The 24248-nt window shown below is 61.8% G+C and carries 27 protein-coding genes; 1 reads left to right on the top strand and 26 read right to left on the bottom strand.

Going from position 1 to position 24248, the window contains the following annotated elements; translation table 11 throughout:
• Positions 1 to 928: 928 nt before the first annotated feature.
• The gene (locus ACFFGH_RS32395; protein WP_386676686.1) at positions 929 to 1900 is read right to left on the bottom strand and encodes a CPBP family intramembrane glutamic endopeptidase; all 972 of its coding nucleotides are present in this window, start codon (positions 1898 to 1900) and stop codon (positions 929 to 931) included.
• Between the two features lie 336 nt (positions 1901 to 2236).
• Between ACFFGH_RS32395 and ACFFGH_RS32390 the strand changes: the two genes are divergently transcribed.
• A complete protein-coding gene (locus ACFFGH_RS32390; protein ID WP_446686187.1) occupies positions 2237 to 3220 on the top strand; it encodes an IS30 family transposase in 984 nt (327 codons plus the stop codon).
• On the opposite strand, the gene ACFFGH_RS32385 is transcribed toward ACFFGH_RS32390, so the two are convergent.
• The 25 genes from ACFFGH_RS32385 to ACFFGH_RS32270 all read right to left on the bottom strand — a co-directional run bounded on the left by ACFFGH_RS32385 (position 3191) and on the right by ACFFGH_RS32270 (position 24072).
• A complete protein-coding gene (locus ACFFGH_RS32385) occupies positions 3191 to 3763 on the bottom strand; it encodes a hypothetical protein (protein WP_386676682.1) in 573 nt (190 codons plus the stop codon). The genes ACFFGH_RS32390 and ACFFGH_RS32385 overlap by 30 nt on opposite strands.
• A gap of 20 nt (positions 3764 to 3783) precedes the next feature.
• Positions 3784 to 4146, bottom strand: a complete 363-nt coding sequence (locus tag ACFFGH_RS32380; protein ID WP_386676681.1) for a hypothetical protein — start codon at positions 4144 to 4146, stop codon at positions 3784 to 3786.
• A 1831-nt stretch (positions 4147 to 5977) separates the two neighbouring features.
• Positions 5978 to 6550, bottom strand: a complete 573-nt coding sequence (locus ACFFGH_RS32375; RefSeq protein ID WP_386676679.1) for a hypothetical protein — start codon at positions 6548 to 6550, stop codon at positions 5978 to 5980.
• A gap of 968 nt (positions 6551 to 7518) precedes the next feature.
• A complete protein-coding gene (locus ACFFGH_RS32370; RefSeq protein WP_386676678.1) occupies positions 7519 to 7974 on the bottom strand; it encodes a hypothetical protein in 456 nt (151 codons plus the stop codon).
• Between the two features lie 72 nt (positions 7975 to 8046).
• Positions 8047 to 8643, bottom strand: coding sequence for a hypothetical protein (locus tag ACFFGH_RS32365; RefSeq protein ID WP_386676676.1), 597 nt, complete (start codon positions 8641 to 8643; stop codon positions 8047 to 8049).
• A gap of 744 nt (positions 8644 to 9387) precedes the next feature.
• Entirely contained in the window at positions 9388 to 9693 is a 306-nt protein-coding gene (locus ACFFGH_RS32360; RefSeq protein ID WP_386676674.1) for a hypothetical protein, read from the bottom strand.
• Positions 9694 to 9974: 281 nt separating this feature from the next.
• Complete coding sequence (locus ACFFGH_RS32355) at positions 9975 to 10370, bottom strand: YbbD-related protein (protein WP_386676672.1); 396 nt, start codon at positions 10368 to 10370, stop codon at positions 9975 to 9977.
• 65 nt (positions 10371 to 10435) lie between these two features.
• Positions 10436 to 10768 (bottom strand): hypothetical protein, encoded by a 333-nt coding sequence (locus ACFFGH_RS32350; protein ID WP_386676670.1) that lies wholly within the window; start codon positions 10766 to 10768, stop codon positions 10436 to 10438.
• Positions 10769 to 10836: 68 nt separating this feature from the next.
• On the bottom strand, positions 10837 to 11274 hold the full coding sequence (locus tag ACFFGH_RS34550) for a YbbD-related protein (RefSeq protein ID WP_512700307.1): 438 nt from the start codon (positions 11272 to 11274) through the stop codon (positions 10837 to 10839).
• A gap of 61 nt (positions 11275 to 11335) precedes the next feature.
• Entirely contained in the window at positions 11336 to 11920 is a 585-nt protein-coding gene (locus ACFFGH_RS32345) for a hypothetical protein (RefSeq protein ID WP_386676668.1), read from the bottom strand.
• Between the two features lie 479 nt (positions 11921 to 12399).
• Entirely contained in the window at positions 12400 to 13227 is an 828-nt protein-coding gene (locus tag ACFFGH_RS32340) for a nucleotidyltransferase domain-containing protein (protein WP_386676666.1), read from the bottom strand.
• A gap of 85 nt (positions 13228 to 13312) precedes the next feature.
• Entirely contained in the window at positions 13313 to 13642 is a 330-nt protein-coding gene (locus ACFFGH_RS32335; RefSeq protein ID WP_386676664.1) for a hypothetical protein, read from the bottom strand.
• A gap of 69 nt (positions 13643 to 13711) precedes the next feature.
• Entirely contained in the window at positions 13712 to 14143 is a 432-nt protein-coding gene (locus ACFFGH_RS32330; protein ID WP_386676662.1) for a hypothetical protein, read from the bottom strand.
• A 514-nt stretch (positions 14144 to 14657) separates the two neighbouring features.
• Positions 14658 to 15044, bottom strand: coding sequence for a hypothetical protein (locus tag ACFFGH_RS32325; RefSeq protein ID WP_386676660.1), 387 nt, complete (start codon positions 15042 to 15044; stop codon positions 14658 to 14660).
• Between the two features lie 79 nt (positions 15045 to 15123).
• Complete coding sequence (locus tag ACFFGH_RS32320) at positions 15124 to 15399, bottom strand: hypothetical protein (RefSeq protein WP_386676658.1); 276 nt, start codon at positions 15397 to 15399, stop codon at positions 15124 to 15126.
• 1343 nt (positions 15400 to 16742) lie between these two features.
• The gene (locus tag ACFFGH_RS32315; RefSeq protein WP_386676656.1) at positions 16743 to 17408 is read right to left on the bottom strand and encodes a DUF998 domain-containing protein; all 666 of its coding nucleotides are present in this window, start codon (positions 17406 to 17408) and stop codon (positions 16743 to 16745) included.
• 78 nt (positions 17409 to 17486) lie between these two features.
• Positions 17487 to 17708, bottom strand: coding sequence for a GDCCVxC domain-containing (seleno)protein (locus ACFFGH_RS32310; protein ID WP_386676654.1), 222 nt, complete (start codon positions 17706 to 17708; stop codon positions 17487 to 17489).
• Positions 17690 to 18088: a MerC family mercury resistance protein gene (locus ACFFGH_RS32305; RefSeq protein WP_386676652.1), complete on the bottom strand. Its 399-nt coding sequence runs from the start codon at positions 18086 to 18088 to the stop codon at positions 17690 to 17692. The genes ACFFGH_RS32310 and ACFFGH_RS32305 overlap by 19 nt, the downstream gene beginning before the upstream one ends.
• A gap of 89 nt (positions 18089 to 18177) precedes the next feature.
• Positions 18178 to 18513, bottom strand: coding sequence for a hypothetical protein (locus tag ACFFGH_RS32300; RefSeq protein WP_386676650.1), 336 nt, complete (start codon positions 18511 to 18513; stop codon positions 18178 to 18180).
• Between the two features lie 480 nt (positions 18514 to 18993).
• Positions 18994 to 19650, bottom strand: coding sequence for a suppressor of fused domain protein (locus ACFFGH_RS32295; protein ID WP_386676648.1), 657 nt, complete (start codon positions 19648 to 19650; stop codon positions 18994 to 18996).
• Between the two features lie 77 nt (positions 19651 to 19727).
• Positions 19728 to 19985 carry a hypothetical protein gene (locus ACFFGH_RS32290; RefSeq protein ID WP_386676646.1) on the bottom strand — a complete coding sequence of 86 codons (258 nt, stop codon included), beginning with the start codon at positions 19983 to 19985 and terminating at the stop codon, positions 19728 to 19730.
• A gap of 1453 nt (positions 19986 to 21438) precedes the next feature.
• The gene (locus ACFFGH_RS32285; RefSeq protein WP_386676645.1) at positions 21439 to 21753 is read right to left on the bottom strand and encodes a hypothetical protein; all 315 of its coding nucleotides are present in this window, start codon (positions 21751 to 21753) and stop codon (positions 21439 to 21441) included.
• Between the two features lie 144 nt (positions 21754 to 21897).
• Positions 21898 to 22284: a ribonuclease E inhibitor RraB gene (locus tag ACFFGH_RS32280; RefSeq protein ID WP_386676643.1), complete on the bottom strand. Its 387-nt coding sequence runs from the start codon at positions 22282 to 22284 to the stop codon at positions 21898 to 21900.
• A gap of 498 nt (positions 22285 to 22782) precedes the next feature.
• The gene (locus tag ACFFGH_RS32275; RefSeq protein ID WP_386676641.1) at positions 22783 to 23199 is read right to left on the bottom strand and encodes a hypothetical protein; all 417 of its coding nucleotides are present in this window, start codon (positions 23197 to 23199) and stop codon (positions 22783 to 22785) included.
• Positions 23200 to 23670: 471 nt separating this feature from the next.
• Positions 23671 to 24072, bottom strand: a complete 402-nt coding sequence (locus ACFFGH_RS32270; RefSeq protein WP_386676639.1) for a hypothetical protein — start codon at positions 24070 to 24072, stop codon at positions 23671 to 23673.
• Positions 24073 to 24248: the final 176 nt, after the last annotated feature.

The following is a 24248-nucleotide window of genomic DNA, read 5'->3' as shown; positions in this document are numbered from 1 at the left end:
ACGGAGCATACCCCACTCGGGCGGAGCGCGCAGGACGCCGCCGCCGATCGCACGGCGGGCTTCGCCGAAGCGTGCATCATCGCGGCGGACACCACGTTCAACGGCACCCGCCTGATCCGCGCCCGCGCCAGCACGGCACGCGCGCACATGGCGAAGCTCGGCGCGGCCCTGGGCGCGGTGTCCGGCATTGTGTTCGAGTGCCCGGGTCACGAGACGGTCTCCGGCGCGCGCGACACCATTTGCCGCCCCGAGGTAGAAGCGGCCGTCCAACAGCATCGCCCCGACGTGGTCGTTCTCAGCGGGCTACGCGCTGATTCTCGGTACCGATGGCGCGATCATCACGGGCAAGGAGAACTTCGTGCGTGCGCGGCGCATCGCCTTGGATGCCGTCGTGGTCGGCGTGCACATGGACGCGGTGAGCCATGCGAGTCGAGCGCGCAGGGACTGCGGGAGTTCATCGCGGAGCAGAACATGGACCCCGGCGAGCACGCGCGTTCCGGCCGATGGCGGGTCCGGCCGGTTCTGAGGTGATTCCCCGCGGTGGAGCCCCAGGTGCTTGGCCGCCGCGGCAGTAGTCGGAGCAGGTTGCGGCGTCCGCTCCTGGCCGAAAGCGGACTTCGGATAGCGAGGCAGAGCCGATGTCCGCTGTCGACCCAAAGCGGACATGCGCTCGCCTTGGTTCACCGCTGGCGGGCTTGGTCTGATCGACGGGGCTCCGACACCACTGCGGGCGCATCCGTGCAACTGGCGGGCCGGGTTGTCGACCACGAAGCCACGACCCTTGACGAGCTTGCGCAGCGGCTTGCACTTCACGTCCGGTGAGATCGGCCGGAGCCCGAACGGCGGTTGTGCCAAGCGCCCAGGCCGCTGCACGCAGCCCCTGCGCGCCCGTCTGACGCGCACCCGGACCGCGCGGCAGCGCGCCTGGTCAGCCCGCCTGTAGGCGTTGTCGACGGGCGCCGCCCAGACGCCAACGAAACGGCACGAAGTTCCCGGCTCGTTTCGCACGCATCAACAACGCGACCGCAACCGTGGTAGCGAGCACGAGCGTAGGTACCGAAGCCTCGACACCGAATGCTCCTCCGGTGAGCCACTCTGGTCCACTGACGGTCGAACGCAGCCAGCCGTCCATCTGCAGGCCGGACACCGGGATACCGAACACCCCGCCGAGCATCAGGTTCCACGCGAAGTGCGCGCCAATCGACGCCCACAGGCTCCTGGTCAGCATGTAAAGCGCGGCAAGCAGAAGACCGGCCTCGACCGCGATCGCAAGCGACGACCACACGGTCGCCCCCGGATTGCCCATGTGCCCAAAGCCGAACAGCAAGGCCGATGCCAGCAGGGCCAGGACCGAACCCAGCGATTGCTCGATGATGCGGAACACCACGCCGCGCAGCAGTATCTCCTCGGCGACCCCTGACGAGATAGCGATCATCAGCGGTGCGAGCATCACGCTCGCCGGGTTCGAACCGATCACACGGTAACTGCCGAGCGCCCACAGCAGGCCGACGACGACGACCATGAGGCCCGCGCCTATCCCCACGCCGAAAAGAAGCCCACGACCGGCGCCCGCGACACCGAGCTCGGTCGCCTCGCGGCGCTCCGTCCAGCGCACGAGCAGACGGTATGCAGGAATCGCCAGCAACGCCACTGCAAGACCGGAAATCACGACGATTGGCAGCGGCACGTCCGACACGCGCGAGGACGCGTTTATCCACTGAGCGAACGCCGGAATCGCCATTGACCCGTGCAGGGCGGCCATAACGGCTATCTGGATCGCGAACGGCATCGCCGCACCCAGCACGAGGCGCGTGATCGCGTGCCCCCGTACCTTCTCCCAGAGCGACGCGGCTGGTACCTCCGCAAGCGTGGACGATGTCACTTCCGTGGCAGTTTCCATGTGACCTCCTGTCAGTGTTGAAGCAGCATGCCAGAACCACCTGCAGCATGCAGACGGACGGGTGCGCTCGGCAGACGTGGGCGCGTGCTGTTTGTCGGGGCGGCGCTGTTGCGGACCGTGCGGGGCGGTCCATTGTGTACAGTGCGACCGCGCGGCTCCCGTGTCGCTCGGCGAGCGCCTAACACGTGAGTTAAGCCGCGCCGCGAAGCGGCGTCGGCTTGGACGAATTGTTAGGCCCGGCGGGTTAACAAAGTAAGTGCAACACCCGCGGCACCTAAATCTGGGACGGTGAGCCGGCAGACTGAAGGAGATCACTCGGGCAAGAGGAGATCCCTTCTGTACAGCCAGCTCACCGAGCAGGAACGATACACCGTGGGCGTTCTGAAGCGACAAGGCATGTCCGGACGCTCGATCGCCGGCTTGTTGGGCCGAAGTCCCAGCACGATCAGCCGTGAGATCCGACGCAACGCCTGCCATGCGACCGACGGTGCCTACCGACCCAGCAAGGCCCAGGAGCGCACGAACGGCCGACGCCGAAGATCGAGGCGAGTCAGGCAGCACGACGTGTCCGTCTACGAGGCGATCGAAGGCCTGCTGTCCGAAGAGCAGTGGAGCCCGGAGCAGATCGCCCGCTGGCTCGCGCTGAACGATTTGGCGCGCATCAGCCACATGACCATCTACCGCCACGTCCGGGAAGACCAGCGTCGCGGTGGCAGCCTGCGCGCGTCGCTGCGACAAGGCCGGAAGAGGCGGCGCAAGCGGACGTTCGGCGTGGAAAAGCGCGGCCGTCTGCAGGGAAAGCCGATGATCGACACCCGCCCGGAAATCATCGAGACACGCAGCGAACCCGGGCATTGGGAAGGCGACACGGTCATGGGCGCCGTCGATGAGCGCGACTGCCTGCTGACTCTCGTCGAGCGCAGCACCGGCATCGCCCTGGTGGCAAAGCTGCCGCAGCGAACGGTGACGGCGGTGAACCGCGCAACGCTGAAGCTCGTTCGTGAAAGCGGTCTGCCGTTCAAGACGATCACATGGGACAACGGCACCGCGTTCCATGGTTACCGCGAGCTGGAACAGGCAACAGGCATCCGCTGCTTTTTCGCCTACCCGCACCGACCTTGGCAACGGGGCAGCAACGAAAACTTCAACGGCCTGCTTCGACAGTACTTTCCTAAGCGCCGAAGCCTGGCCAGCGCCCGACAGCATCACTGCGATGCCATCGCACATAAACTCAACTCAAGACCCCGGAAGCGCTATGGCTACAAGACACCGATCGAGCGATACGAAGAACTACGCCCGGTGTTGCACTTGGGGTGTTAATTCACCAGTCAACCGACCAATCTCGATCTTCGGCTGTTTGAGTAGCCTCAGGCTATCCCCTATCTGCTCGACCTCTCGCGTGTCCATGCTGAAACGTTCAAGCTCAGTTTTCCATGTGCTCAGATCCGCCAAAAGGCGGTTGAGGAGGAAAGCAGATGCAACGTGTTTGTCGCTGTAGCACTGCCAGTCGAACTCATCAAAGCCGGATGTGTCAGTCAATACGAGGTCTTCAAAACTTAGCCGCAGCTTGCGTAAGTGAGAGTATTCGCGGAAAAGCGTGCTCACCTGCCGCTTGATTGATCTGGCCCAGAGCTGATGGTGCAGATAGAGTTCGCCTCTTTCAAGTAATTCTCTCGACACAGGCAGAATGAACGGAATGCAGTTGCCGGAAGTCCAATTCCCAATGATTGCAGCTACGAGTTCGTAGTATTCGCCGGAAGCAAGCCACCGATCTCTAATGATTTCAACCGCGTGCTCGATCGTCTTGGCCTCTCCAGAGCCCACCAGAGCATCAATTTCACGTTGGAATCGCGACGTTCTCAATTTGACTCCTAACACCTGAGTTAAGCCGCGCCGCGAAGCGGCGTCGGCTTGGACGAATTGTTAGGCCGCGGCCGCGGCTCGACGCTGCGAACCGCCAGCCAGAAGCTTAGTGAGGCGCCGAACAGCAGGACAATGGGCGCAAAAAGGTCAGTGACGACGAGTATCCAGTTCCAGGCAGACGAGTCGCGGCCAAGGCTTACCTGCCGCATTACCAGGTACTCAACGATCTGAGATAGCGGCAGCCACGCGAGCAGGCCTACCACTGACACGATAAGTCCCGTCGTGGCTCGAGTGCGCAGGCGTCGATGGAGTGTCCAACAGCCGACCATCACGAGCAATAACGACGCTAGCCCGACCACGCTGAGGATGATTTCCGGATCCACACGGAGGCCTCCCAAGCGGCCTAACACCCAAGTTAAGCCGACCCGCGAAGCGGGGTCGGCTTGGACGCGTTGTTAGGCCCGAAAGAGTCCGAAGCACCTCGACACTCGCTGGCCAGGAAGAAAGCTAGAGGTCGCGCCGGACGCTCACAGCAACGAGGCGATCTTACCGGTCCGTGGCATCCGGAGGCGGTCAGCTCGGCGGCCGTGCCCGACAAGCGCCCGGCACCAGGCGACAGTGCGTTACAGAGTAACGCCCGGAAGACTAGCCGGGGCGCGAACCGAAAGAGCGGAGGACCCGATGCGGCCGAAGGCAGCCAGCTGTCCCGAACGGAACTACCGGCGCTACGACATAAGCCGTGGTGCCTTTGCCTCGGTGCGACGGCGGTCCGAAGCTGCGCAGCACACCACCGACCAGGACGGCGATTGCTGCCCGCCTAACACCTGAGTTAAGCCGCGCCGCGAAGCGGCGTCGGCTTGGACGAACTGTTAGGCCCTTGGCCGGGTGGCTAGGGCCGCCTCTAGGGTGCCCTCAAGGTCCGCAAACGAGCAAACCGCCTCACCTACCTGAGCGGTTCTCGCGTCGCAGTCGAGGGTAACGGAGACGCCGGGCGGACGGTGATTGCCTGGAAACTTGCGGAGAGCCAGATCCACGGTCGTGGAAGAGCGCCAAGTCGCTCCGTCCAACGACCAGTTGCTGTCTGCAGGTGCCCAGAGGACATCCCCGTCGGCTCGGCCGACCACGCGAGGGCGATAGACCCACAGCGAATTGCGCGCCTCCCAAGGTTCCGCCTCGACGACGAAGGCGCCAGTTGGAGACTCGGAGCGCTCAAGATCTGTCTGCAAGGGCCTAACACCTGAGTTAAGCCGCGCCGCGAAGCGGAGTCGGCTTGGACGAATTGTTAGGGCTCATGCCGCGATCCACTAGAGGAACACGGGTTGGGAGGACGAGGGATCTGGGAAAGGAGCGCCTGGGAACTATCCAACAGCTTCTGACTTACTGCTTGGCCCCGCAGCAGATTTTCAAGAACTGGGCGATTCCTTCCGGGCGAATAGGTCAGGCCAATCACCACGAGGTTGCCAGCGCTACCCACGAAGCCGCCAGACGTTTCCGGCAGGAAGGCCGCGTAATAGGAGCCTACGGCGATGCGCGGCCCGCAGTCTGGCATTAGGTAGTACGCCATGTGGGATGCGGGCCGCCCGCGAAGCGTGTCTACAACCCGCAACTCAGCAAGTGCGAAGTCTCCGAGTGGCGACCCGGCGCCGCGCCGGTACTCAGCCGAAACGACCTGAAATACAAATGCAGACCTTGCGGCGCGCGCGTCCGGGATAGACAGGGGCGGGAAACACTCAGACGCAGCCACTGCCGATGTCACGAGAGCCGTCAACAAGATTGCGAACCGCTTCATCATGAGCCCTAACACCTGAGTTAAGCCGACCCGCCCGAGAACCCATCTGGAGCCCTACAGCCACGAAGCGGGTTCGGCTTGGACGACTTGTTAGGCCGAACTGGTGAGAATGCTCGGGCAACTGGCCCGAGCCACCCACCATACGGCCGACAGCCGAGACACTACTTCAAGACCGGGCCGAGCACACCTGGAGCCGGGACTTACCGGAAGGGCTGCACCCGAGCGGCCTGCAACAGCCGAAAGAAGTGACATCGAGTGCAGCCGCCGCCGTGAACGATCCGGGGCAAAGAGCGTGAGCAGCCGAGCGACAAACCGGGGCGCGCTTACTCGCTAGCCCGCCTTCCGCACACAACATGGCTTGTTCCAATGCGGCCTAACACCTGAGTTAAGCCGAACCGCGAAGCGGTTTCGGCTTGGACGAGTTGTTAGCCGCATTCCTGCGCATGTTTCAGTTCTCCCTGCCCTTGGAACGTGAACTGCGTATCTTCTGATGGGGCGGACAGTTGCAGATTGTTGACCAGGCGCGACACGGCCACCTTAGCCGTCTTCGGCCCCGATCTCGTCACTGTCACCGCCCACGCCTCCACCCATTCGCTGCCGCCATTGGGTTGCCCGGCAGTGACCGAGGAGAGCACCGCTGTTGGACCCAGCCGCGCGGTACTGAAGGAACCTGGCTTGAGTTCGCGCCAAGTGCCGTCTTCTCGGACTAAAACCCTCGACAGCTGCTGCCCATTCAGAAGCAGACAGAGCTGAAGATTGGAACTGACCGTTGGTTCTCCAGGGGATACCAAACGCAGCGAGCCTGCCCACGTACCGCCGAGGTCATGGTTCCGTTCTATAGCGTCGAGACGCGCTACCGCCCTCTCGGCCTCAACCGCCTCAGCTGCAGCAGCGTCAGCGAGGGCCGCATCCTCGGCGTTCATGCGGTACTGAAACGCGAGTGTGCAAGCCAGCGCGCCGAGAAGTATGCCAACTGCAAACGCGAGGAAGGTCTTCAATGCGGCTAACACCTGAGTTAAGCCGCGCCGCGAAGCGGCGTCGGCTTGGACGAATTGTTAGGCCTATGCTGCCCGTTAATCGCCGGCCACGAAAGACGAGAAGACCCAGTTGCCACCTACGAGCCTGAACCCGGCCCGGTGACCAGTCCCGGCGTTGCGCGGGCACTCGATGTAATCCGGAGGGTGAAACTGGCAAACACCCGCGGTGGCCTGCGCCAGATGCTGCAGCTGGCCGGGATCCGAACGCCACAGGCCCAGGGCTTCCTCGGGGCTACTGGCAGGGCCGAAGCTCGAGACGAAGTCTGGGGGCATGAGTGAACGCAGGGCCGCAGAGTCACGAGCAGCTGCCGCAGCATGTACCGCGGCAACCAACGGCGCAGCCGCCCTCGGCATCGGTTGGTCGTCACTTGGCGCGGCTGCCGCCACTAGCACTACAGCCGCAGCGAATGCCGAGTGCATAGGCCTAACACCTGAGTTAAGCCGCGCCGCGAAGCGGCGTCGGCTTGGACGAATTGTTAGAGCCCGCCGAGTGCTTTACCACGCACGCTGACACCAGGCCGGCGCACGCCCCTATAACCGCCAGGCCAGTGGCGGACTGTACGGCGGAGACCTCGAAGCTAGCTAGTACAAAGGTTGCTGCAAGCGTGCATGCGAAACCCGCACCAGCACCTACGGCTGCTGATGACACGTAGGACAGCCGGTAGCGCGCTAGGCACCAGCCGAATAGGGCCCCAGATAGCGCGGCGGGTACGGCGCCGCCAACGTAAGCGACTGCGAGGCTCCCCATGACGAGCAGTAGCATGAGTGGACTGAAGTACTCGGCGGGACTGGAAGAGCCGCCGCTTGGATCGTTGAGCACGAGATATGCCCAAGCGCAGATGTTGCCCACAAGCGGCCCGACCACGGCGAATACCAAGGCGGATCTAAACAGTAGCTGGCGATGCTGCATGCGGGCTCTAACACCTGAGTTAAGCCGAACCGCGAAGCGGTTTCGGCTTGGACGAATTGTTAGAGCCGTGGTTACGCAAGGCTCGGACGCGCCTCCGGGCCAGCGCATGTGTGCAGAGGGCCACAGGAACGCCAAAAAGGATAAACAGAACGCCCAACTGCCTCTCTGCGGGGAGGATAAGCAGTCCAGGTAGCGCGCCGACGATGGTGGCGGAAAGGAAGCTCTCGCGCCCTTGCGCTGCCAGAGCCGCGTAAGCAGGTGCTCCCCAGACGAGGGCAGGCACTAAACCCAGCAGCACAGCGGGAATGGCCGAGAAGAGACCGATGCCGATGTTCTGGGCGAGGCCCAGCGCACTGTCGGGCGCAGAGAAGAACCCGAAGAGGCCGACGGCAAGACCAGCGGCCACTGCCCCGGCTGGAAGAGCCAGTAAGGTGGCCAGCAGTGAATACGTCAGATAGCGACCAAACTGCTGCACGGCTCTAACACCTGAGTTAAGCCGCGCCGCGAAGCGGCGTCGGCTTGGACGAATTGTTAGCCGTGCCCGCGCTCACCAGAACTTCCAGAACGGCCGTTTGCCTTCAAGTTGCTCTGTGATCTTTTTCAACAGCCGTTCGTGGCGGGCGTGCATCTTAGTGTGGAGCCGCTCGAACTTTTGCGCCAGATCCGGGTCGCCGTGCGATTCATTGCCGAAGTAAGGAATGTTGAACCCGCTGAATCCGTCTATGCCGAGCGCCAACGGCCTCAGTCGATCCTTTACCCACGCTGCGTGCTCTGTGCAGAGTTCGGAAAACTCGGCATCTGTGAACAGAAAAAACCCGTGCGTGTCGCCGTCACAAGATTCTTTTTCCGTGTAGATGTGGTATTCGGGCTTTAGGATTTCGGCGATTGAGAATATTGTGACGTAACGGTCACTTGGAGTAGAAGTTAGCGGGTTTCGGTAGGCTTTCCCGCGGTAAGTGATTGCAGTTGGAGTTTCCTCGTTGGTGTACCCCAGACGATCTTCGGCTGGGAGCCGTTCTGAGAACGAGTCGATAACCTCAGACTCAAAGCTACGCCAGTCGATCCAGATCATCTGGTCGTAGAGGTCATCTCCGTCCAGTTCGACGAGTTCGCATATTGCTAATTCCACGGCACTCTCCTGCACGGCTAACACCTGAGTTAAGCCGCGCCGCGAAGCGGCGTCGGCTTGGACGAATTGTTAGGGCGCTACAGGCAAGCACCGGTCCATGAGCACGACAAGAACAGTGCAGCCAAGACCACTACGCCCCCTGCGACGATAAGGTAACAAAGCGCGAGGAATATTCTTACGGAGATCGACCAGCGTCGGGTAAGCAGGAGGGCAGCCAGCCCCGGTAACGCGGCAGCCATGATGAGGAGCGACAGCGCTTCCGCGCCGCCGCCAAATGTGGCTCGGGCCTCCACCATCGAAATCGCGAGGGCAACTGCGAGCGCTACGGGTGCTAGGAGCCACGCCGCCAGCGCCAGCTTTCGCTTTGTCGAGACAGGTTGGCTGTCCATAGCGCCCTAACACCTGAGTTAAGCCGCGCCGCTGCGCAAGGGCAGCCGGAACTCAGATGGCTGAGCGACCGGACCTTTCAACGAAGCCACGAAGCGGTGTCGGCTTGGACGAATTGTTAGGCAGCGACAACCAAGTGGCTGCAGGCCTTTCGCGGAAGAGTAGCGGCTGATCGGTCCGGAGGCGACAGCAGTGCACGGCTGCCGGACCCGAGCCGCCGGGAGCCCTCGGAGCACCCTTGACCAGCCGAGGCGTGGAGCAACCAGCGCCGCTGATGCAGCCGAAGAGCGGGCTCACATCAATGTTCCGTTTGGCGCGGCCTAACACCTGAGTTAAGCCGCGCCGCGAAGCGGTGTCGGCTTGGACGAATTGTTAGCCCTTGACCGGGCCAATACGGATACGTGTAGCTGGACCGACCTGAAGCCCGCCATTGATAGCAAATGCCTCAAGCTCAAGCGAAAAAGGCTGGTCCCAGCCTTCGGGCGGATCATGAAGCGCGAAAGCGAAGATGGCTGCCTTCCCGTCTGGTGTCAGTTCGGAGGAAACTATGGGGAAATTGGGGAAAGCCAAGAACCGGCTTTGCGCGGGCCCGTTTGGCGCCCGGAACACGAAGCCCAGCTCTCGTAAGGTAAAGCGCGAGCCTTCTGGAATAGAGACCTCAAGAGAGACCCAAGCCATGCGTCTGCAGTCGCCACCCACGGTGGACGTCGCTCGCTCAAGCGATCTGACTCTTAGGGTCGGGGCAGGCACGTCTAGTGCGATGTAGAACTCGTGGGCCTTCTCAAATGCCCCTAGTGAAGGAATGAACTTCGATAGAGGCCGATTCACCGAGCAGGCGCCTGCGAGGCCCGGTGTAAGCGTGAGAAGCACAACAAGCAGCGAGAAGAGTGATTTCAAGGGCTAACACCTGAGTTAAGCCGCGCCGCGAAGCGGCGTCGGCTTGGACGAATAGTTACGCCTCAGCGGTTGAGCCCCAGCCAGAATTTCCCTTTACGGTGCTTCCAGTTCACCGCGATCTCGAAATCCTCGTACGAATAGAAGACATAACCGGACTTCTCAAGGGAGGCCCGGGCCTCGATGTCCCGCGTCCGAGGAGCTCGGGCCGGAGTGAGCTTAGCCCTAAAAGAAGCTGCGTCGGTCGCTCCGAACATGAATGTGCCATGGCCGACGTTCAAGTCCAGGTTGTGTGTCTCCCGGATGTTCGTAGACGAATCGGGAAGCACGGCCGGAACCCAGCCGCGGTCGATGATGTCTACTGCATCCGCACGGGTGGCGTGACTACTGCTTATGTCATTGCAGCCGCCCAGTAAGGCTGCTACGGCAACGATGAGTGTGATGGTGAGGAGTCGGCGCATGTCGGTATGAGGCCTAACACCTGAGTTAAGCCGAACCGCGAAGCGGTTTCGGCTTGGACGAATTGTTAGGCCTCATTGTCGGGCTGACCATGCCTGCGCGCCAGCTGATGCAAGGCATCTTCTGAATGCAGCCAAGCCCACACACCCAGAGCACCCATAGGAGCTAATTCCGAGACGAGGCCCCAAGTGAGCCGGCTCTTACCGAGAGCTCGAGCTGCTTTTGCGTTGTACCAAGCAGGCAGCAAGTTGAAAAGCCAGACACCCGCAAAAACGTAATCCGTGGCAATTCCTAGCTCAGGAAGTACCAGCCCGAGCGCAACAGCACTTCCAAGCATGAGGATGAGAAGCCAGCCGGCGCGGCCCAGGCTTTCGTCGCACGTTGCGAAGAGGTTGAACATGAGGCCTAACACCTGAGTTAAGCCGCGCCGCGAAGCGGCGTCGGCTTGGACGAATTGTTAGGGCGCACCTACAGCCGCCAGAAGTAGCCGCGACCGCCCGCTAGCGCATAGTACTGGCCGCCGCCGCACGAAAATAAGGACATGCCAGCTTCCGGCTGGCCGGGGCCGCTCAGTTCCTCGGGCCACCATGTCGCAGGGCGCCCAGTAAGCGCGACCGAAGCTGCAGGCGTAGGCTTGCACCGAGAAGGCACTCGGATCGGCGCGCCCAGCGGCAGCTCGAAGGCCACGAGTGTGTGCTCTGAATCAATCGCGTAGGTGGCGCGAATATTTACGGCGGCAGGTGGGATATCCGCAGGGATCCACTTTCCGTGGCCGGTTTGCCCGGATGCAACTGCGTCGGGCCAAGTGGCGAACGAATACTCAGGCCTCTCCAGCGCGGAGCAGCCCCACACCGCTGCCGCGATGCACAGCGCCGAGAATCCGAACAGCACGCCGAGACGATGCATGTGTGCGCCCTAACACCTGAGTTAAGCCGCGCCGCGAAGCGGCGTCGGCTTGGACGAGTTGTTAGATTTCTTTGGCGATGAGACGTGCACATTCCTGTGCAGCAGCTTGCACCACCTCTTGGATGCGGCGGCCTTCACTGTCAAAGCCCTCCTTGGTGATCTGAAACCGGGGATCTTCCTTTGTGTGCTTGATGTAGCACTTCTTTTCCCAGACAACCTTGCCGTTGCTGTCGATGAATCGGGCACGGCCCTTCATGCCGTATTGATAGGTGCCCCAGCGAAACGGGAGGTAAGAAATGGCGCTGTAATCGGTGAATACCTGGAGCGAACTAGGCTTGTCTCCGCTGAGAGAGCGACCGCGCTTCTGGGGCTGAGCTTCCGTGGGCACCGGACCGAGCGGCATGTCACGGGCAGCCAGCTCTACAAGCAATGAATCAGCCAGCTGGTGGGATACGCTGACTTCTTTAGGCACGGGGCCTTGAGCTTGAGTCATCCGTTCGATCAGGCCATCTCCCGCTAAAGCGCCTACCTGAAGCAGGAGTAAGGGCGGCTCGCGAAACACCTCGATCGTGACCTGCTCCGCTTCGGACGCGCCTAAGACAGCCGGCGCTAGAAAAACTGCAGCTATTACTCCAAGACGACGCATAGGCTTCCCCAAAGAAATCTAACACCTGAGTTAAGCCGAACCGCGAAGCGGTTTCGGCTTGGACGAATTGTTAGGCGAGCGGGCTGCGAACGCCACAGTTACAGTGCCTCGGGCGGACGGTAGGGCTGGAAAAGAGCGGGCGTTTCATCAAACGCTACCCACCCGAAGCGGTCGCACAGGCTCTGGACCAAGGAAGTGTAGTCCGAGCGGAGCGAGCAACGCAGAGCGAGTGATCGGGAGGCGCCCTCACCAGGTTGAGAGAACTCAACCCAGCCTTCCGCGGCCTCGCCTGATGCTTCCGTAGCCGAGGACCAGACCAGAGATGGCATGGCCTGCTTAAGATTGGCGACAGCCTCTTCAGGATCGATCGGAGAGGCGCTTGACTCATCGAGATCAGCTGCAGATAGCGGCAGATCGGACGGTTTGAGAAAGTAGTATGACCTTGCCACGCAGCCCCCCTCCGGCGCCTAACACCTGAGTTAAGCCGCGCCGCGAAGCGGCGTCGGCTTGGACGAATTGTTAGCCCTGTACTCTTCAAGGACACGATGAAACAGCTCGTTCAGCTGGTTCACGACTCTCGGATTTCGGGACTTCTGCGGAATCTCCACGGAGCCGCCCTCGAGTTCCGCCTCGATGAAGGCGTTGAGCGGCGGGACGGCGGGGGCGAGCCCCAACTCTGGTGCGCCTCGCTTTTGCTCCAGGAGTGAATGCACCTCGGAGAGGACGGCTGGTTCTTGCTGGAGGAGCGACAGAAGCTTCTCGAACTCGATTGGAGCGGCAGAGCCTGTTTTGGCAATCCAGCGGGCCGCCAACAGTGGCCTGAGCACGTAGAAGTATTTCTTCAGCCGGACCACGGGCTCCCGGAGATAGCCCCGGTAGTTGGTCTTAGCCATGCTCCGGTAATGGTAGATGCCCTTTTCCGGCGAGTAGATCTCGGGCAGCAGAGCGAGCGCCGCCTCCCGAAACAGACTCTGGTCAATGTAGGTGATGGGCGACTGGATCCACTCCACAAACGCCGGGTTGGACTTCCAAAACAACCGGAGCGCTTTTCTGACGTCCCAGCCGTTCAGGTCGATGTCGTCCACGATCGGATACTCGATGACGTCGCGGCGCTCTTCGAGGTCCACGGCTTGGTACCACTCCGGCTCCCGCATGTAGATGAAACGCACGTCGTAGTCGCTGTTCGGAGAGGCAAAGCCCCAGGCCCTGCTACCGGACTCAATCGCGAACAGGATGCGTACGCCGTGCTCCGCCTCAGCATTGCGAAGGCGGCGCAGGATCTCGGTTCTAATGTCTTCGGGGATCATGGCTTCTGAGGGCTAACACCTGAGTTAAGCCGAACCGCGAAGCGGTTTCGGCTTGGACGAATTGTTAGGCCGCATCATGCCGCACTTACCAGCCGAGCGCGCCAGCCAGCAGCATGGAAAGAATGAGGACGACTAGCGTGAAGACGGCAACGTAGAGGCAGTGGTACGCCTTATCGCCTAGCCGGTGGAGCTGCGGATCCGGGATGTGCCGGTAGGTGCGTTGCGTGACCCACCTTGTGCCTGGCGATGACAGCGACGGCTCGGCCCCGGGCACGGCCTCTATCTCGGCCCACACTTCAGGGTGCTTCTGCCGTACGTAGCGGTCGAGACGGTACGACGCGATAAATGAAGCGACAAAGGCCGGCACGATAGCGATCGCCGATATCAGTGCAACAAACTTTACGGCAACTTCCATGCGGCCTGACACCTGAGTTAAGCCGCGCCGCGAAGCGGCGTCGGCTTGGACGAATTGTTAGCTGCCGCCCTAGACATACAGCGCGTGCGTACCGGCTGGGGCCGTCGCTGCGCGAGCCGCAAAGCCCTCGTAGAAAAACGGCAAGTTGTCTCCGAGGTCGCCCGCAATGCGGCTGCGCACCTTGGCCCAAGTGGCAAGTGCCACATGCTTCTTCGGCTCCCCGGTGACGAGGATTGGTGCTCCCAAGTCCTGATGCCAGAAGAACTGGCCCCCGAATTGCCGGTGCGCTATCTCCAAGATGTAGCAGCCCACCCGCTGGGTTATGGCGGTGATCTGCGCTTCCGGCAGCTCGTCTCTGAAGCGGGATGCCTCTTCAAGGATTTCTTCCACGACGTGCAGGCTGGCCGGGCTGAAGTCCAGCAGGCCCTCTGCCCGGTCTTGGAGCATTCCGATCGCTTCATCGGCAAGTCGGCCCACTTCGGTTTGAACATCGCTTGCCACGCATGCCTCCAAGGCAGCTAACACCTGAGTTAAGCCGGCCCGCCCGAGAACCGCTATGGAGTTCTGGAGCTTCGAAGCGGGCTCGGCTTGAACGAATAGTTAGGCTGCAGCATACCGGCCGCAGCCGGAAAAGAGACAACGGCCGAGACCGAAGCCGGAGGCCGAGCGGGGCGGCACAGCAACGGGTAGGAGCGGTGGCCGCCTGCGTCCGAAGGCAGTTAAATTGGCGGCGGTGCCGGGCAAGCGCCCGGTACGAGCGGACAGTGCGTTACGGAGTAACGCCCGAAAGAGCGGCGAGGGCGCGAGCCGGAAGAGCCTGAGGCCCGATGCGGCAGAAGGCAGCCCGCTGTCCCGGACGAACTTGCGGGCGCTGCGACGAGAACCGCGGTGCCTTTGCCTGAGTGTGGTTGTAGTGCGAAGCCGAGCAGAGCCTCACTGACCAAGGCAGCCATTGCTGCCCGCCTAACACCTGAGTTAAGCCGCGCCGCGAAGCGGCGTCGGCTTGGACGAATTGTTAGGCAGCAGCCGAGTAAAGCCACACGCCTACCAGCATAGGGGCAAGAAAGAGCGTGCCGACTGCCAAGACGATGCGAGTCCTCGACTTGCCCATAACCCCCGAACCGTACTTGACCTTCGGTGACCAGAAAAGGCCGCCCACCGACAATACGATGGCCACGACGACCCAGCCTGCCCAGAACAACGGGGGAACAAGATGTGGCCGCTCGTATGCGAAACCGTACAGGCCGACTAAGCCGACGCCAAAAAACGCGGCGTTGATCAATTCCTCGGCTTTGATGGACGTCGGGCTGCCGTCTCTCCCGGTCGCGTACTCGAAAAGCTTAAATGGCAACGGCAGCACGATGAGTGCGGCGACGAGCCAGAAGTAGATTTTCCATGCCATTCAGACAACTCCCATGCGGCCTAACACCTGAGTTAAGCCGAACCGCGAAGCGGTTTCGGCTTGGACGAATTGTTAGGGGTCAGCGATCCTCCAGCCACTCTAGGACCTCCGGGATTTCTGACCCTTCCACTTCCATGATGAGCTGCGCGAGCAGGTGATTGCCAGTGGCCGCGGCGACAGCTGCGAGAGCGGAGGCGCAGACATCAGCGGGCCAGTCCGGCCGCGACGCGAGGCCCGCCAACATTGGTAGCTTGCTCAGCGCAGAAAGGTAGGCGGCGGACAAGGAGGCCGGAAGCGCCGCCGCGTGCTCATGGCGAGCGAGTTCGATGCTGGCCGGAAGAAGAAAAAAGCTCATCGTGGCTCGGCCCGGATCCGCTTCCAGAGCTGCGACGATGTGCGGAACCGCAGCGAACGATGCCGGGTAGACATCGCCCTGGTGGCACAGGGAGCTTCAAAGGCTGAACCAGGGCTCTGCTTGGTGCTCTGATTCGTCGGGAAACTCGGGCAGCCGCCGAAGCATGCCCGGGATGTTCGACGCCGGGCCATAAGCATGCTGCAGCTCTGACCAAACTGGGCTATCGAGAGCGAGCATGCTGCACCTGACCCCTAACACCTGAGTTAAGCCGCGCCGCGAAGCGGCGTCGGCTTGGACGAATTGTTAGGCCCTAACCGCGTAATCCGGGGCCGACCATGCGATCCGCTAAGCAGTATATTTCCTCTGGGGGCGCGGAGTGATTGCCGGCCAGCGCGGGCCACTCGGACGGGACAGCGCAGCTGGTCATCGAATAGGTACAGCAGTCCTGGCACCACTCCCAAAGGAAGCCACGCCCGAGAAAGCTTCGGCGACCAATGGTTAGCGGTGCCGGATCCCACGCCCAGTACCAGATCTGCAGCTTGTCTCCATCGCAAACGGGACAACTGAGGAACTGCCCATCCAGTGCCGAACGGAACGCGCGGCTCCAGCGCCCGCTGTAGGCTTTTGGCACTTCCTTCCAGTCTGCAGAGCCGCTCATTTAGGGCCTAACACCTGAGTTAAGCCGCGCCGCGAAGCGGCGTCGGCTTGGACGAATTGTTAGGCGCCAGCACAGTGACTGCTGCCTACTGCGTCCTTGTGAGATCCGCATGTACGCCCGGTAGCACGTGCGCAAGCTGAGCGCTGTCAGCTAAGTCGGCCCCGCCAGCCTCAACCCAGCGGCAAGCGCCTGCGAGGTCGGTGCCTTGTGCATTAGCGATCCTCTGCAGTTCGCTCCGCGCATCCTCGATAGCCCCCGGTAGCGCTCGATCCATCAAGGAGGAAGCGTCTACCACTGCACTGGCCGTTTCAAGCAGACGGGCGTTCGCTGACTTGAAGCTACTCGAGTAAGAAACCTCTTGAACTCCGTACTCTCGGCACACCAAGGGAACCGCCATGGCGTTCTTTGTGTAATAGCCGACAAAAATGGTTGCAGCTCGAACTTTTGGCTCTACTTGAGGTGCAATATTGATCGCCTCCCCATCAAGTGCGCGATTCAACGCTCTAGAGCCCTCTACTGCGTCATCGGGGTGATCTGCATACGCCTGAGCTCTGGCCCTTTCCAGACGCTCACGAGGCGGCTCGTCTCGGCCGCAAGCGACCAAGCTGAAAAGTATCGTTAAGCATGCGACTGGTGTTTTTCTTTTCAAGAGTTGAGTCTCTCTGTATGGCGCCTAACACCTGAGTTAAGCCGCGCCGCGAAGCGGCGTCGGCTTGGACGAATTGTTAGGGGCTGCCGACGCGTGGTCCGGCCGCCCCAGCATGCGCCAAGCGACTAGTAGGACGCAGGACCAGAGAATGGCTTCTGCGACACGTTGCAAAAGGCCCCTGACGGGCGAGAACTCTGGCGCCAGCATAACGATGAACAGGCCGAGCCAGGCAATTGCGGCGGTGCGCAAGAACCACCTGCCACCTATGGCAAGGCGGGGATGGAACGACAATAGAAAGAAACCGGCGGCCGCAGCAAAGTACGTGACGAGCCCGAGCAGGTTGTGGACCTGCTGTAGCGAAGAGCCGTCCGCGGGGCAGCCCGGGTCGCAGGGTGCAGCTGCAACGCCGATATACGCGAGTGGCTGCGACCACAGGAGTAGAAAACCGGAGCGACTTGCGCCGGCAGCACGGCCAACTGGATAGGCCACCCACAGGAAGGCAGCCAAGAGCAGCCCGAGCGGGACGAACCCAAAAAGGCCGAGCTCTTGGGCCCACGGCGTGCCGGTCGCGTTGAGCTCGCTGATGAAGTTTGCCGTGTGCGAGTATCCGGGCTTCAGCGCACCGCCCGCCATGTAGAAAGCGATCGCGTAACCGACGCTACCTACCGCTAACACACGAGCTAGCTTGATTCTGTTTTCCAAAGTCGCCTCCATGCTGGATGCAGCGCCTAACACCTGAGTTAAGCCGCGCCGCGAAGCGGCGTCGGCTTGGACGAATTGTTAGGTGCCGCCCCCGCAGCAGGACGTGCCCTGCTGGATAGGCGGACACTTGACGGTCCCGTCCGAGCAGAAGACGCAGCAGTCCCCGGCGAGCGGCTGCAACACCTCACGGCAGCCGGGACACTCATAGAACCACTGGCAGGCATTGGTGGGCATGCTTTCCTGCGTGGCCGCGCCGCACCTGGGGCAGGTAATCAGTGGCTCTAGTTCAAGGGCTGACATTGAGGAGCCTTTAAGGGGTGGAGCAGGTCCGCGACCGAGCTGACCAGCATGAGTCCGATGCGAGCATAGAACAGGTAGATGCTCCCACCGCGGGACCACACGACCAGCAGGGCCATTAGCACGGCGGCTGGCCCGGTAACCGAGAGAAGGCTACGACCAAGCTGTCGGTGCCTGTACCAAGCCCAGGCGTTCACGACGAGCGCGAGGAGCGCAAGCCCTGGCAGAAGCTTGCGGAACAGAAAGCCCTCGTACTGCCCAAGAAGGCTCAGGCCCAGCGCGGCACCCAGCGAACCCAGTGCGGGAAAGCAGCCTGCGCAGGACATGGCGGCAATTAGCGCGCCCAAGCTACTGGTCTTGTCGAGGATACCCGTGGTGCTCATGCCGCTCCTTCAGGCCTCGGTGTCGTGTCTGCGGCACCTAACACCTGAGTTAAGCCGAACCGCGAAGCGGTTTCGGCTTGGACGAATTGTTAGGCAGCAACTGTAGCTGGCTGCAGCACAAAGGCCCAGTAGAAAGCCAGCCAGAATGCAGCGGCTCCGAACGCAGCAAGCCAGAAGAAAGCCCGCATAAGCTGCTGGTACCAGCCCGAGCAACCCTTCCCGAACCAGGCCAGGTAGAGCAGCGGGAAGAAGACCGCAGTCGCCACCAGTGGCGGTAGTAACCCAAGAGCCAGCAGTGGTCCAGTCGCGCCAACACCTTCAGCGCTCCGCAGAAGCGCCAACTCAAGGGCGAAGACAGCGACCGCGACCACCTCGATCGCGATCAGCCGGCCTTTGTTTCTACGGATTAGCGACAGAGCTGCCATTGCTGCCTAACACCTGAGTTAAGCCGCGCCGCGAAGCGGCGTCGGCTTGAACGAATAGTTAGGCTGCAGCATACCGGCCGGAGCCGTAAAAGAGACAAGGGCCGAGACCAAGGCTAGAGGCCGGGCAGGGCGGCACAGCAACAGGCAGAGCGGTCAGCCGGCAGTGGCCGAAGGCAGCCCACCCGGCGGCGACTGCGTGAGAAGCGCCCGCCGAGAACCGCCACAGCGTGACGAAGTTACGCCCGAGAACCCTGCCGGGCGCGGGCAGAAAGAGCGCGAGGCCCGATGCGTCCGAAGCCAGTCAGCCGTCCCGAGCGAAGCCGCGGGCGCTGTGACGAAAACCACGGCACCTTTGCCTGCGAGCGACGGCAGCGCGAAGCGGCGCAGAACCTCACCGACCAGGACAGCCACTGCTGCCCGCCTAACACCTGAGTTAAGCCGCGCCGCGAAGCGGCGTCGGCTTGGACGAATTGTTATGTCTCAGCCCGTGACCGACGCGCGCTGTGGGTCGGTGACCGGGAACGCCGCCGCCGCACTGAGCTTTCTGACTAGTTCCTCATGTCCGGCATCCTTGGCGAAGTCCCGCTCGGACTCTGAAATGCCGACGACGTGCAGGAAGTCGAATTTGCCAGAAGCCAGTGAGCTGGTCGCCGGGTAGTGCTCGGGTGCGGCAACCATCGCGAACTGAAGAGCCGAGTCCGTGCCGGGGGCAATGGGGCCTCCCAGAGGCAGCCGTGCTCCATAGTCCAGCCCAGGCCTGTCGCCGAAATGACCGCGCGCCGCCAGTACATGGAACGCTAGCATCCTCTTCAGGACTCTGATGGGCCACTCCGCTTTGCTTGGGGCCTCCAGCACAAGCTCGACCCCAAGCCAGGAGTACTCCTCTGGGCTGTACTCGTCGGGCGTCGTCTCCCAAGGAGTGGATCCGCCTGAGGTCACGTACAGCCAGCTCTTCCTACTCTCGGTCGGCCGAAAGACGAAGACGCCGAGATGTAGCCACCGTGGGTCGTACTCAGTGGCGCCTAGCGCTACGAAGTCTTCCGGGTCGAGTACGTAGATGCCGCTTTCGACCTCGCCGAACAGCGACGGGTACAGGGTCGCTTCCCGAAACTCCCAGACTTCTTCAAGTGACGACATACACGCCTCTGAGACATAACACCTGAGTTAAGCCGCGCCGCGAAGCGGTGTCGGCTTGGACGAATTGTTAGGCGGCACTATAGGGGTTTGAGGTCCGCGGGAAAACGATCAGCGATTTCGAGCTCCTCGTCCGACAGATCCTCTTCGGTGTTCCGGCGGTGCCACGCCATGTTTAGGTGCGCATACACATGGCCGAGATCAACCTGGAAGTTCCCCTCTCCGTAAGCCGGGTCCGAGGCCATTTTGCGGATCAGGTTGCCCAAATGCTCGTGCGCGTCTTCCAGCTCGTACATGAGCAACGCCCAGCCAACCGGGTGTTTTTCCTTGTCGATCACGAGGGGCTCCCAGTGCCGCCTAACACCTGAGTTAAGCCGAACCGCGAAGCGGTTTCGGCTTGGACGAACTGTTAGGCCCTGAACTCCGACCTATACGAGCAGCAAGAAACGGCACAACCGCGACTCCAATGCCGAATGCGATCCATCCGGAGTTGCCACGGCCGTGCACGTACAGCTGCACTAGAGCAACGGAGCTCACGAGCGCCGACGCGAAGCCGAGTATGGCGGATGTGATGGCAGGCACGGTGCGTGAGAACACAGCGCAGCCTGTGCGGAAGGCTGCCCAAGAGACTGTTGCCGCGACGGTCGCCGCTACCACAACTGCGATGACAGCGAGCGCGAAGTACAGATCGAAGCCGTAGGTAGTCGCAAGCAGCGGGCTCGCCAGGAGGGCGAGAGCGCACAAGTATGCGATTGCTGCACCTACTCCAAACACAGAAGTGCCTCTGAAGGGCCTAACACCTGAGTTAAGCCGTGCCGCGAACCGGCATCGGCTTGGACGAACTGTTAGCTGCTGGCGCTCGGCTGCACTCGCGCATCAGGGCAACCGCCTCAGTCTCAGGAGTTTCCCTCCACCCCATGGTGATTGTCGAGCTCACTCCGGCGCCAGGGAAGACCACAAAGGACCCGTCGATGTCCAGAAGTAGGAAGTGGCGAGTTTGCGGGCGCAGCGTTATATCCGCCTGCGGCGGAGACATTGAGAACTTGGGCCGGGCGGCAGCCGTAAGGCTGTAGCTACCTGGAGAAACGGCGGCTGAGAGGAAGGAACAGTTGACCAGCGAGCCAATAGGCAAGCCGTCCAGACGAACGTCGTGCTTTACGCCGCCGCCAGTGAACGTTCTTGGCCGGAAAACGTAGACGAGAGCGCGGTCTAACGGCGCTGTCTCTAATGCCCGAAAAGGCTCACCGCGAGGCTGCGTGCTCGCGCAGCCGGTCAGTAGCGTCGCTACGGCTGCAAAAGCTGGTAGATGCTTAGTCCACATGCGCGTCATTGCTCCCCAAAGCAGCTAACACCTGAGTTAAGCCGCGCCGCGAAGCGGCGTCGGCTTGGACGAACTGTTAGGGGGCGGCAGACTTGCCGGGTGAGCTAGCCTCGCGCGTGTTCCGCTGGTGACGCAACAGCAAGCCAGCGACCATGCTCGACACGAGACACGCAACACCAGGGACTAGAAGCGGATGCTGGGCCAGTGACACCTGCGCGTCCGAGGCGAAGGCTTGGACGAACGAAATGCCAATGAGAACAAGCCCCGCGACCGCGCCGAAAGCTGCGATGGATATAAAAGCGGCCTGCATCTGTGAGTGTTTCATCAGTGCCTCCTCATACAGCTGGCGAATGTAAACGAGTTTGGTGATGCCCTGCGGATCTTTTGCCGGGTCCGCGCCGAGCGTCAGGTCCGCCGCCTAACACCTGAGTTAAGCCGCGCCGCGAAGCGGCGTCGGCTTGGACGAACTGTTAGGCCGCGTACGGTTCACCGAGTTCCAGGGTAAAGCCGACGCAGACCACATTGAAGACATCGTCGTAGGTTTGGATGGCGATATGGCGCAGATCTGGCTCGCCGATCGCCCGCGCCCACGAGGAGTCTTGAACCTCGTCGAGGCTTGAGGCCCAAGTGTGCCAGTCCGAGCCATCCAAGTCCTCTCGTTTCCAGGCCGCGACCCCTTGGAACCGGAGGACGTACGGAACCCACACGCCAAGCATGGCGGGATCCGGCACATTTCCGCTGATGTCACCCTCGAGCTGAAGTGTCGCGTTGGCGTGGTCGGCCAAGCACGCATCCAAGTGGATACAGTCCCGGCCATCGAGGCGGCCAAGGGGAGTCTCCAAGGCGATTCGCGAACTTTGCATAGCGGCCTAACACCTGAGTTAAGCCGCGCCGCGAAGCGGCGTCGGCTTGGACGAATTGTTAGGCCGCTACTCGACGACGGCGGTGCCCCAGCCATCGTAGTCGCCGCCGTACCGAGAGGCCAATGCCTCGAGCGCGCGAGTGGTGGCGTTCATGGCCTCAAGCTGCAGCGCCATGCTCCGCTTGGCGTGAATCTGCCACAGCGTACTCTTCGGCGCGCTTTCGACTGCCACTACCTCATATGAGGCAGCTGAAAGCTCAGCTGCGGCCGCCTCTGCCTGGGCCTTGCCGGGGAAGTAGAAGAAGTCCACGTCATGGGGCTTGGAGAGGTCCGAGCCTGCTGCCCGAAGGTTCTCAATGACTGAAGCGTCCTGCTGTTCAACCACAGACTGAGCAGCGCATGGCAGCGCGAGGAGCAGCAGGAGGATTGCCAACAAGCGCGAGATGACTTTCATAGCGGTCTAACACCTGAGTTAAGCCGCGCCGCGAAGCGGCGTCGGCTTGGACGAATTGTTAGGTGCGTGCCCGGCCGCCTACGACCCATGCCACACCGGCGAACACGATAGCGAATACGAGCACCGGCAGGGCGCCGTATGAGATGCCGCGCTGAGACGCCAAGAGCACGGCCACTACCGATGCTGTAGCGCCCGTGGCGGCCGCAACCACGAGTGGACCGAAACGGAGACCCCGGCACAAGAGTGTCGCTACGCCGTGCACAAACGCCGAAGAACAGCCGGCAACTGCCAGAAACCACAGCGTGTCCCTGCGCGAACCCGTCGGGATGCCTGATAGCTCCAAGGCGGTAAGGACTATCCAGAAGGCAGCCCACAGCGCCAGGCAGGTGAGGAGCGGAAGCAGCGCAGAAAGAACTTGCCAGCGGCTAGGAACCTGCATCACGCACCTAACACCTGAGTTAAGCCGCGCCGCGAAGCGGCGTCGGCTTGGACGAATTGTTAGCCCTCGCGTGGGCTCGTGATAGCGCCTGAGACGCCCACAAATTTGATCACACGGTGGGTGACTTTACGCCCTTCGCCGCCGAAGCCTGCGGTAATAGATGACTCGTTGGCCGTCAGGCCGGCATGGCCCTTTCCTGAAGCGTCGTAGTACTCGGTTATTTCCACTACCTCAGACGTCGCGATGCGCTCGGCAATGGCGATTTCCTGCGAAGCGCGGGCCTGATGTGCCTGATACTTCATGATGATCTTTTGTTTCGCGGCTTCAAGTTCCAGCTCTGCAATGCCTTTTGACTCGGCGGTACGAATGTCCCCTTGTGATTCGGACATCGCGTTCCGTATAACCTTTACGTAGCCTGGCACCAGAAGCTCGTATGCGACTTCTCCAGCGACTTCAGTGATGCTCTTCTTGGTCAAGCGAGACTCTCCTTTGGCGGCTAACACCTGAGTTAAGCCGCGCCGCGAAGCGGCGTCGGCTTGGACGAACTGTTAGCCGACCGGCGACGAGTCCGAGCGGCATGTACTGCCGACGCAGCCAGTGCGGCGATTAGAAAGGTTAACGCCACGCTTGCGGCAGCGAAGGAGCCGGGCACAGAAACGCCCTGTGGATCTTTGAGCAAATACCACGCTGCTACTGGAAGGGGTAAAAGTGCGCCGCCGTGCCCGCCGGCAACCGCAACTGGCGCGACTGCGACGGCGCGGAAAGCCGAAGCGCAAAGAACATACCGCCGGGTCAGCGACCAGCGCCTCCGGACGACCGCCAAAACGATTTCCACAACCAGCCAGACCGGGACTGTGAGCTTAAGCAACAGAAGCAGGATTTCTTCCACGGGCGGCTAACACCTGAGTTAAGCCGCGCCGCGAAGCGGCGTCGGCTTAGACGAATTGTTAGGCGGCGTTGCCACTGAACACCGCCCACAGAACCAAGCCGCCGAGCACCACTGAGGACAGGCCAACGACCGGGAGAAGCCGGAGCGCCTCGGGCACGGCACGTTGGGCAAAGCGATGATGCCAGTGCCAGGGCACGAGCAGAAGGGCGGTGGTAGTGGCCAAGAGAGCCCAGCCGAACAGGTTGAACGCGCTGGGGGCAAGTGCTCGGGGTGCGGTGAGTACGAAGGCTGCGCCAACGAGGAACCGCACAGCGAGCTCTGCGTAGTGCTTCGCGGGCGAGCCGGCGAAACCGAGCAAGAACCGACTCGCATGCTGCGGCCTGACGAGCGAAACGCCTCCGAGCGTGACGAAGAACAACCCGGCAGCAACTACGATGGCTAAAGCCAAAACCTCGATCACCGTTGCTGCTCCATCAGCCGCCTAACACCCAAGTTAAGCCGAACCGCGAAGCGGTTTCGGCTTGAACGCGTAGTTAGGACCGAAAGGGTCCGAAGCACCTGGACACTCGCTGGCCCGGAAGAAAGCGTGAGGTCGCGCCGGACCCTGACAGCGACGGGCCGATGTTACCTGTACGA

The organism is Lysobacter korlensis, assembly GCF_042434515.1.
This window is presented reverse-complemented; position numbering and strand designations above follow the sequence as displayed.

What these genes read in the sequence shown, in the direction of transcription:
- ACFFGH_RS32395 (WP_386676686.1), bottom strand. Translation starts at nt 1,900, where the DNA reads ATGGAAACTGCCACGGAAGTGACATCGTCCACGCTTGCGGAGGTACCA.
- ACFFGH_RS32360 (WP_386676674.1), bottom strand. Translation starts at nt 9,693, where the DNA reads ATGGCTTGGGTCTCTCTTGAGGTCTCTATTCCAGAAGGCTCGCGCTTT.
- ACFFGH_RS32355 (WP_386676672.1), bottom strand. Translation starts at nt 10,370, where the DNA reads ATGCGCCGACTCCTCACCATCACACTCATCGTTGCCGTAGCAGCCTTA.
- ACFFGH_RS32350 (WP_386676670.1), bottom strand. Translation starts at nt 10,768, where the DNA reads ATGTTCAACCTCTTCGCAACGTGCGACGAAAGCCTGGGCCGCGCCGGC.
- ACFFGH_RS34550 (WP_512700307.1), bottom strand. Translation starts at nt 11,274, where the DNA reads ATGCATCGTCTCGGCGTGCTGTTCGGATTCTCGGCGCTGTGCATCGCG.
- ACFFGH_RS32345 (WP_386676668.1), bottom strand. Translation starts at nt 11,920, where the DNA reads ATGCGTCGTCTTGGAGTAATAGCTGCAGTTTTTCTAGCGCCGGCTGTC.
- ACFFGH_RS32340 (WP_386676666.1), bottom strand. Translation starts at nt 13,227, where the DNA reads ATGATCCCCGAAGACATTAGAACCGAGATCCTGCGCCGCCTTCGCAAT.
- ACFFGH_RS32335 (WP_386676664.1), bottom strand. Translation starts at nt 13,642, where the DNA reads ATGGAAGTTGCCGTAAAGTTTGTTGCACTGATATCGGCGATCGCTATC.
- ACFFGH_RS32325 (WP_386676660.1), bottom strand. Translation starts at nt 15,044, where the DNA reads ATGGCATGGAAAATCTACTTCTGGCTCGTCGCCGCACTCATCGTGCTG.
- ACFFGH_RS32320 (WP_386676658.1), bottom strand. Translation starts at nt 15,399, where the DNA reads ATGAGCTTTTTTCTTCTTCCGGCCAGCATCGAACTCGCTCGCCATGAG.
- ACFFGH_RS32310 (WP_386676654.1), bottom strand. Translation starts at nt 17,708, where the DNA reads ATGTCAGCCCTTGAACTAGAGCCACTGATTACCTGCCCCAGGTGCGGC.
- ACFFGH_RS32305 (WP_386676652.1), bottom strand. Translation starts at nt 18,088, where the DNA reads ATGAGCACCACGGGTATCCTCGACAAGACCAGTAGCTTGGGCGCGCTA.
- ACFFGH_RS32300 (WP_386676650.1), bottom strand. Translation starts at nt 18,513, where the DNA reads ATGGCAGCTCTGTCGCTAATCCGTAGAAACAAAGGCCGGCTGATCGCG.
- ACFFGH_RS32295 (WP_386676648.1), bottom strand. Translation starts at nt 19,650, where the DNA reads ATGTCGTCACTTGAAGAAGTCTGGGAGTTTCGGGAAGCGACCCTGTAC.
- ACFFGH_RS32280 (WP_386676643.1), bottom strand. Translation starts at nt 22,284, where the DNA reads ATGAAAGTCATCTCGCGCTTGTTGGCAATCCTCCTGCTGCTCCTCGCG.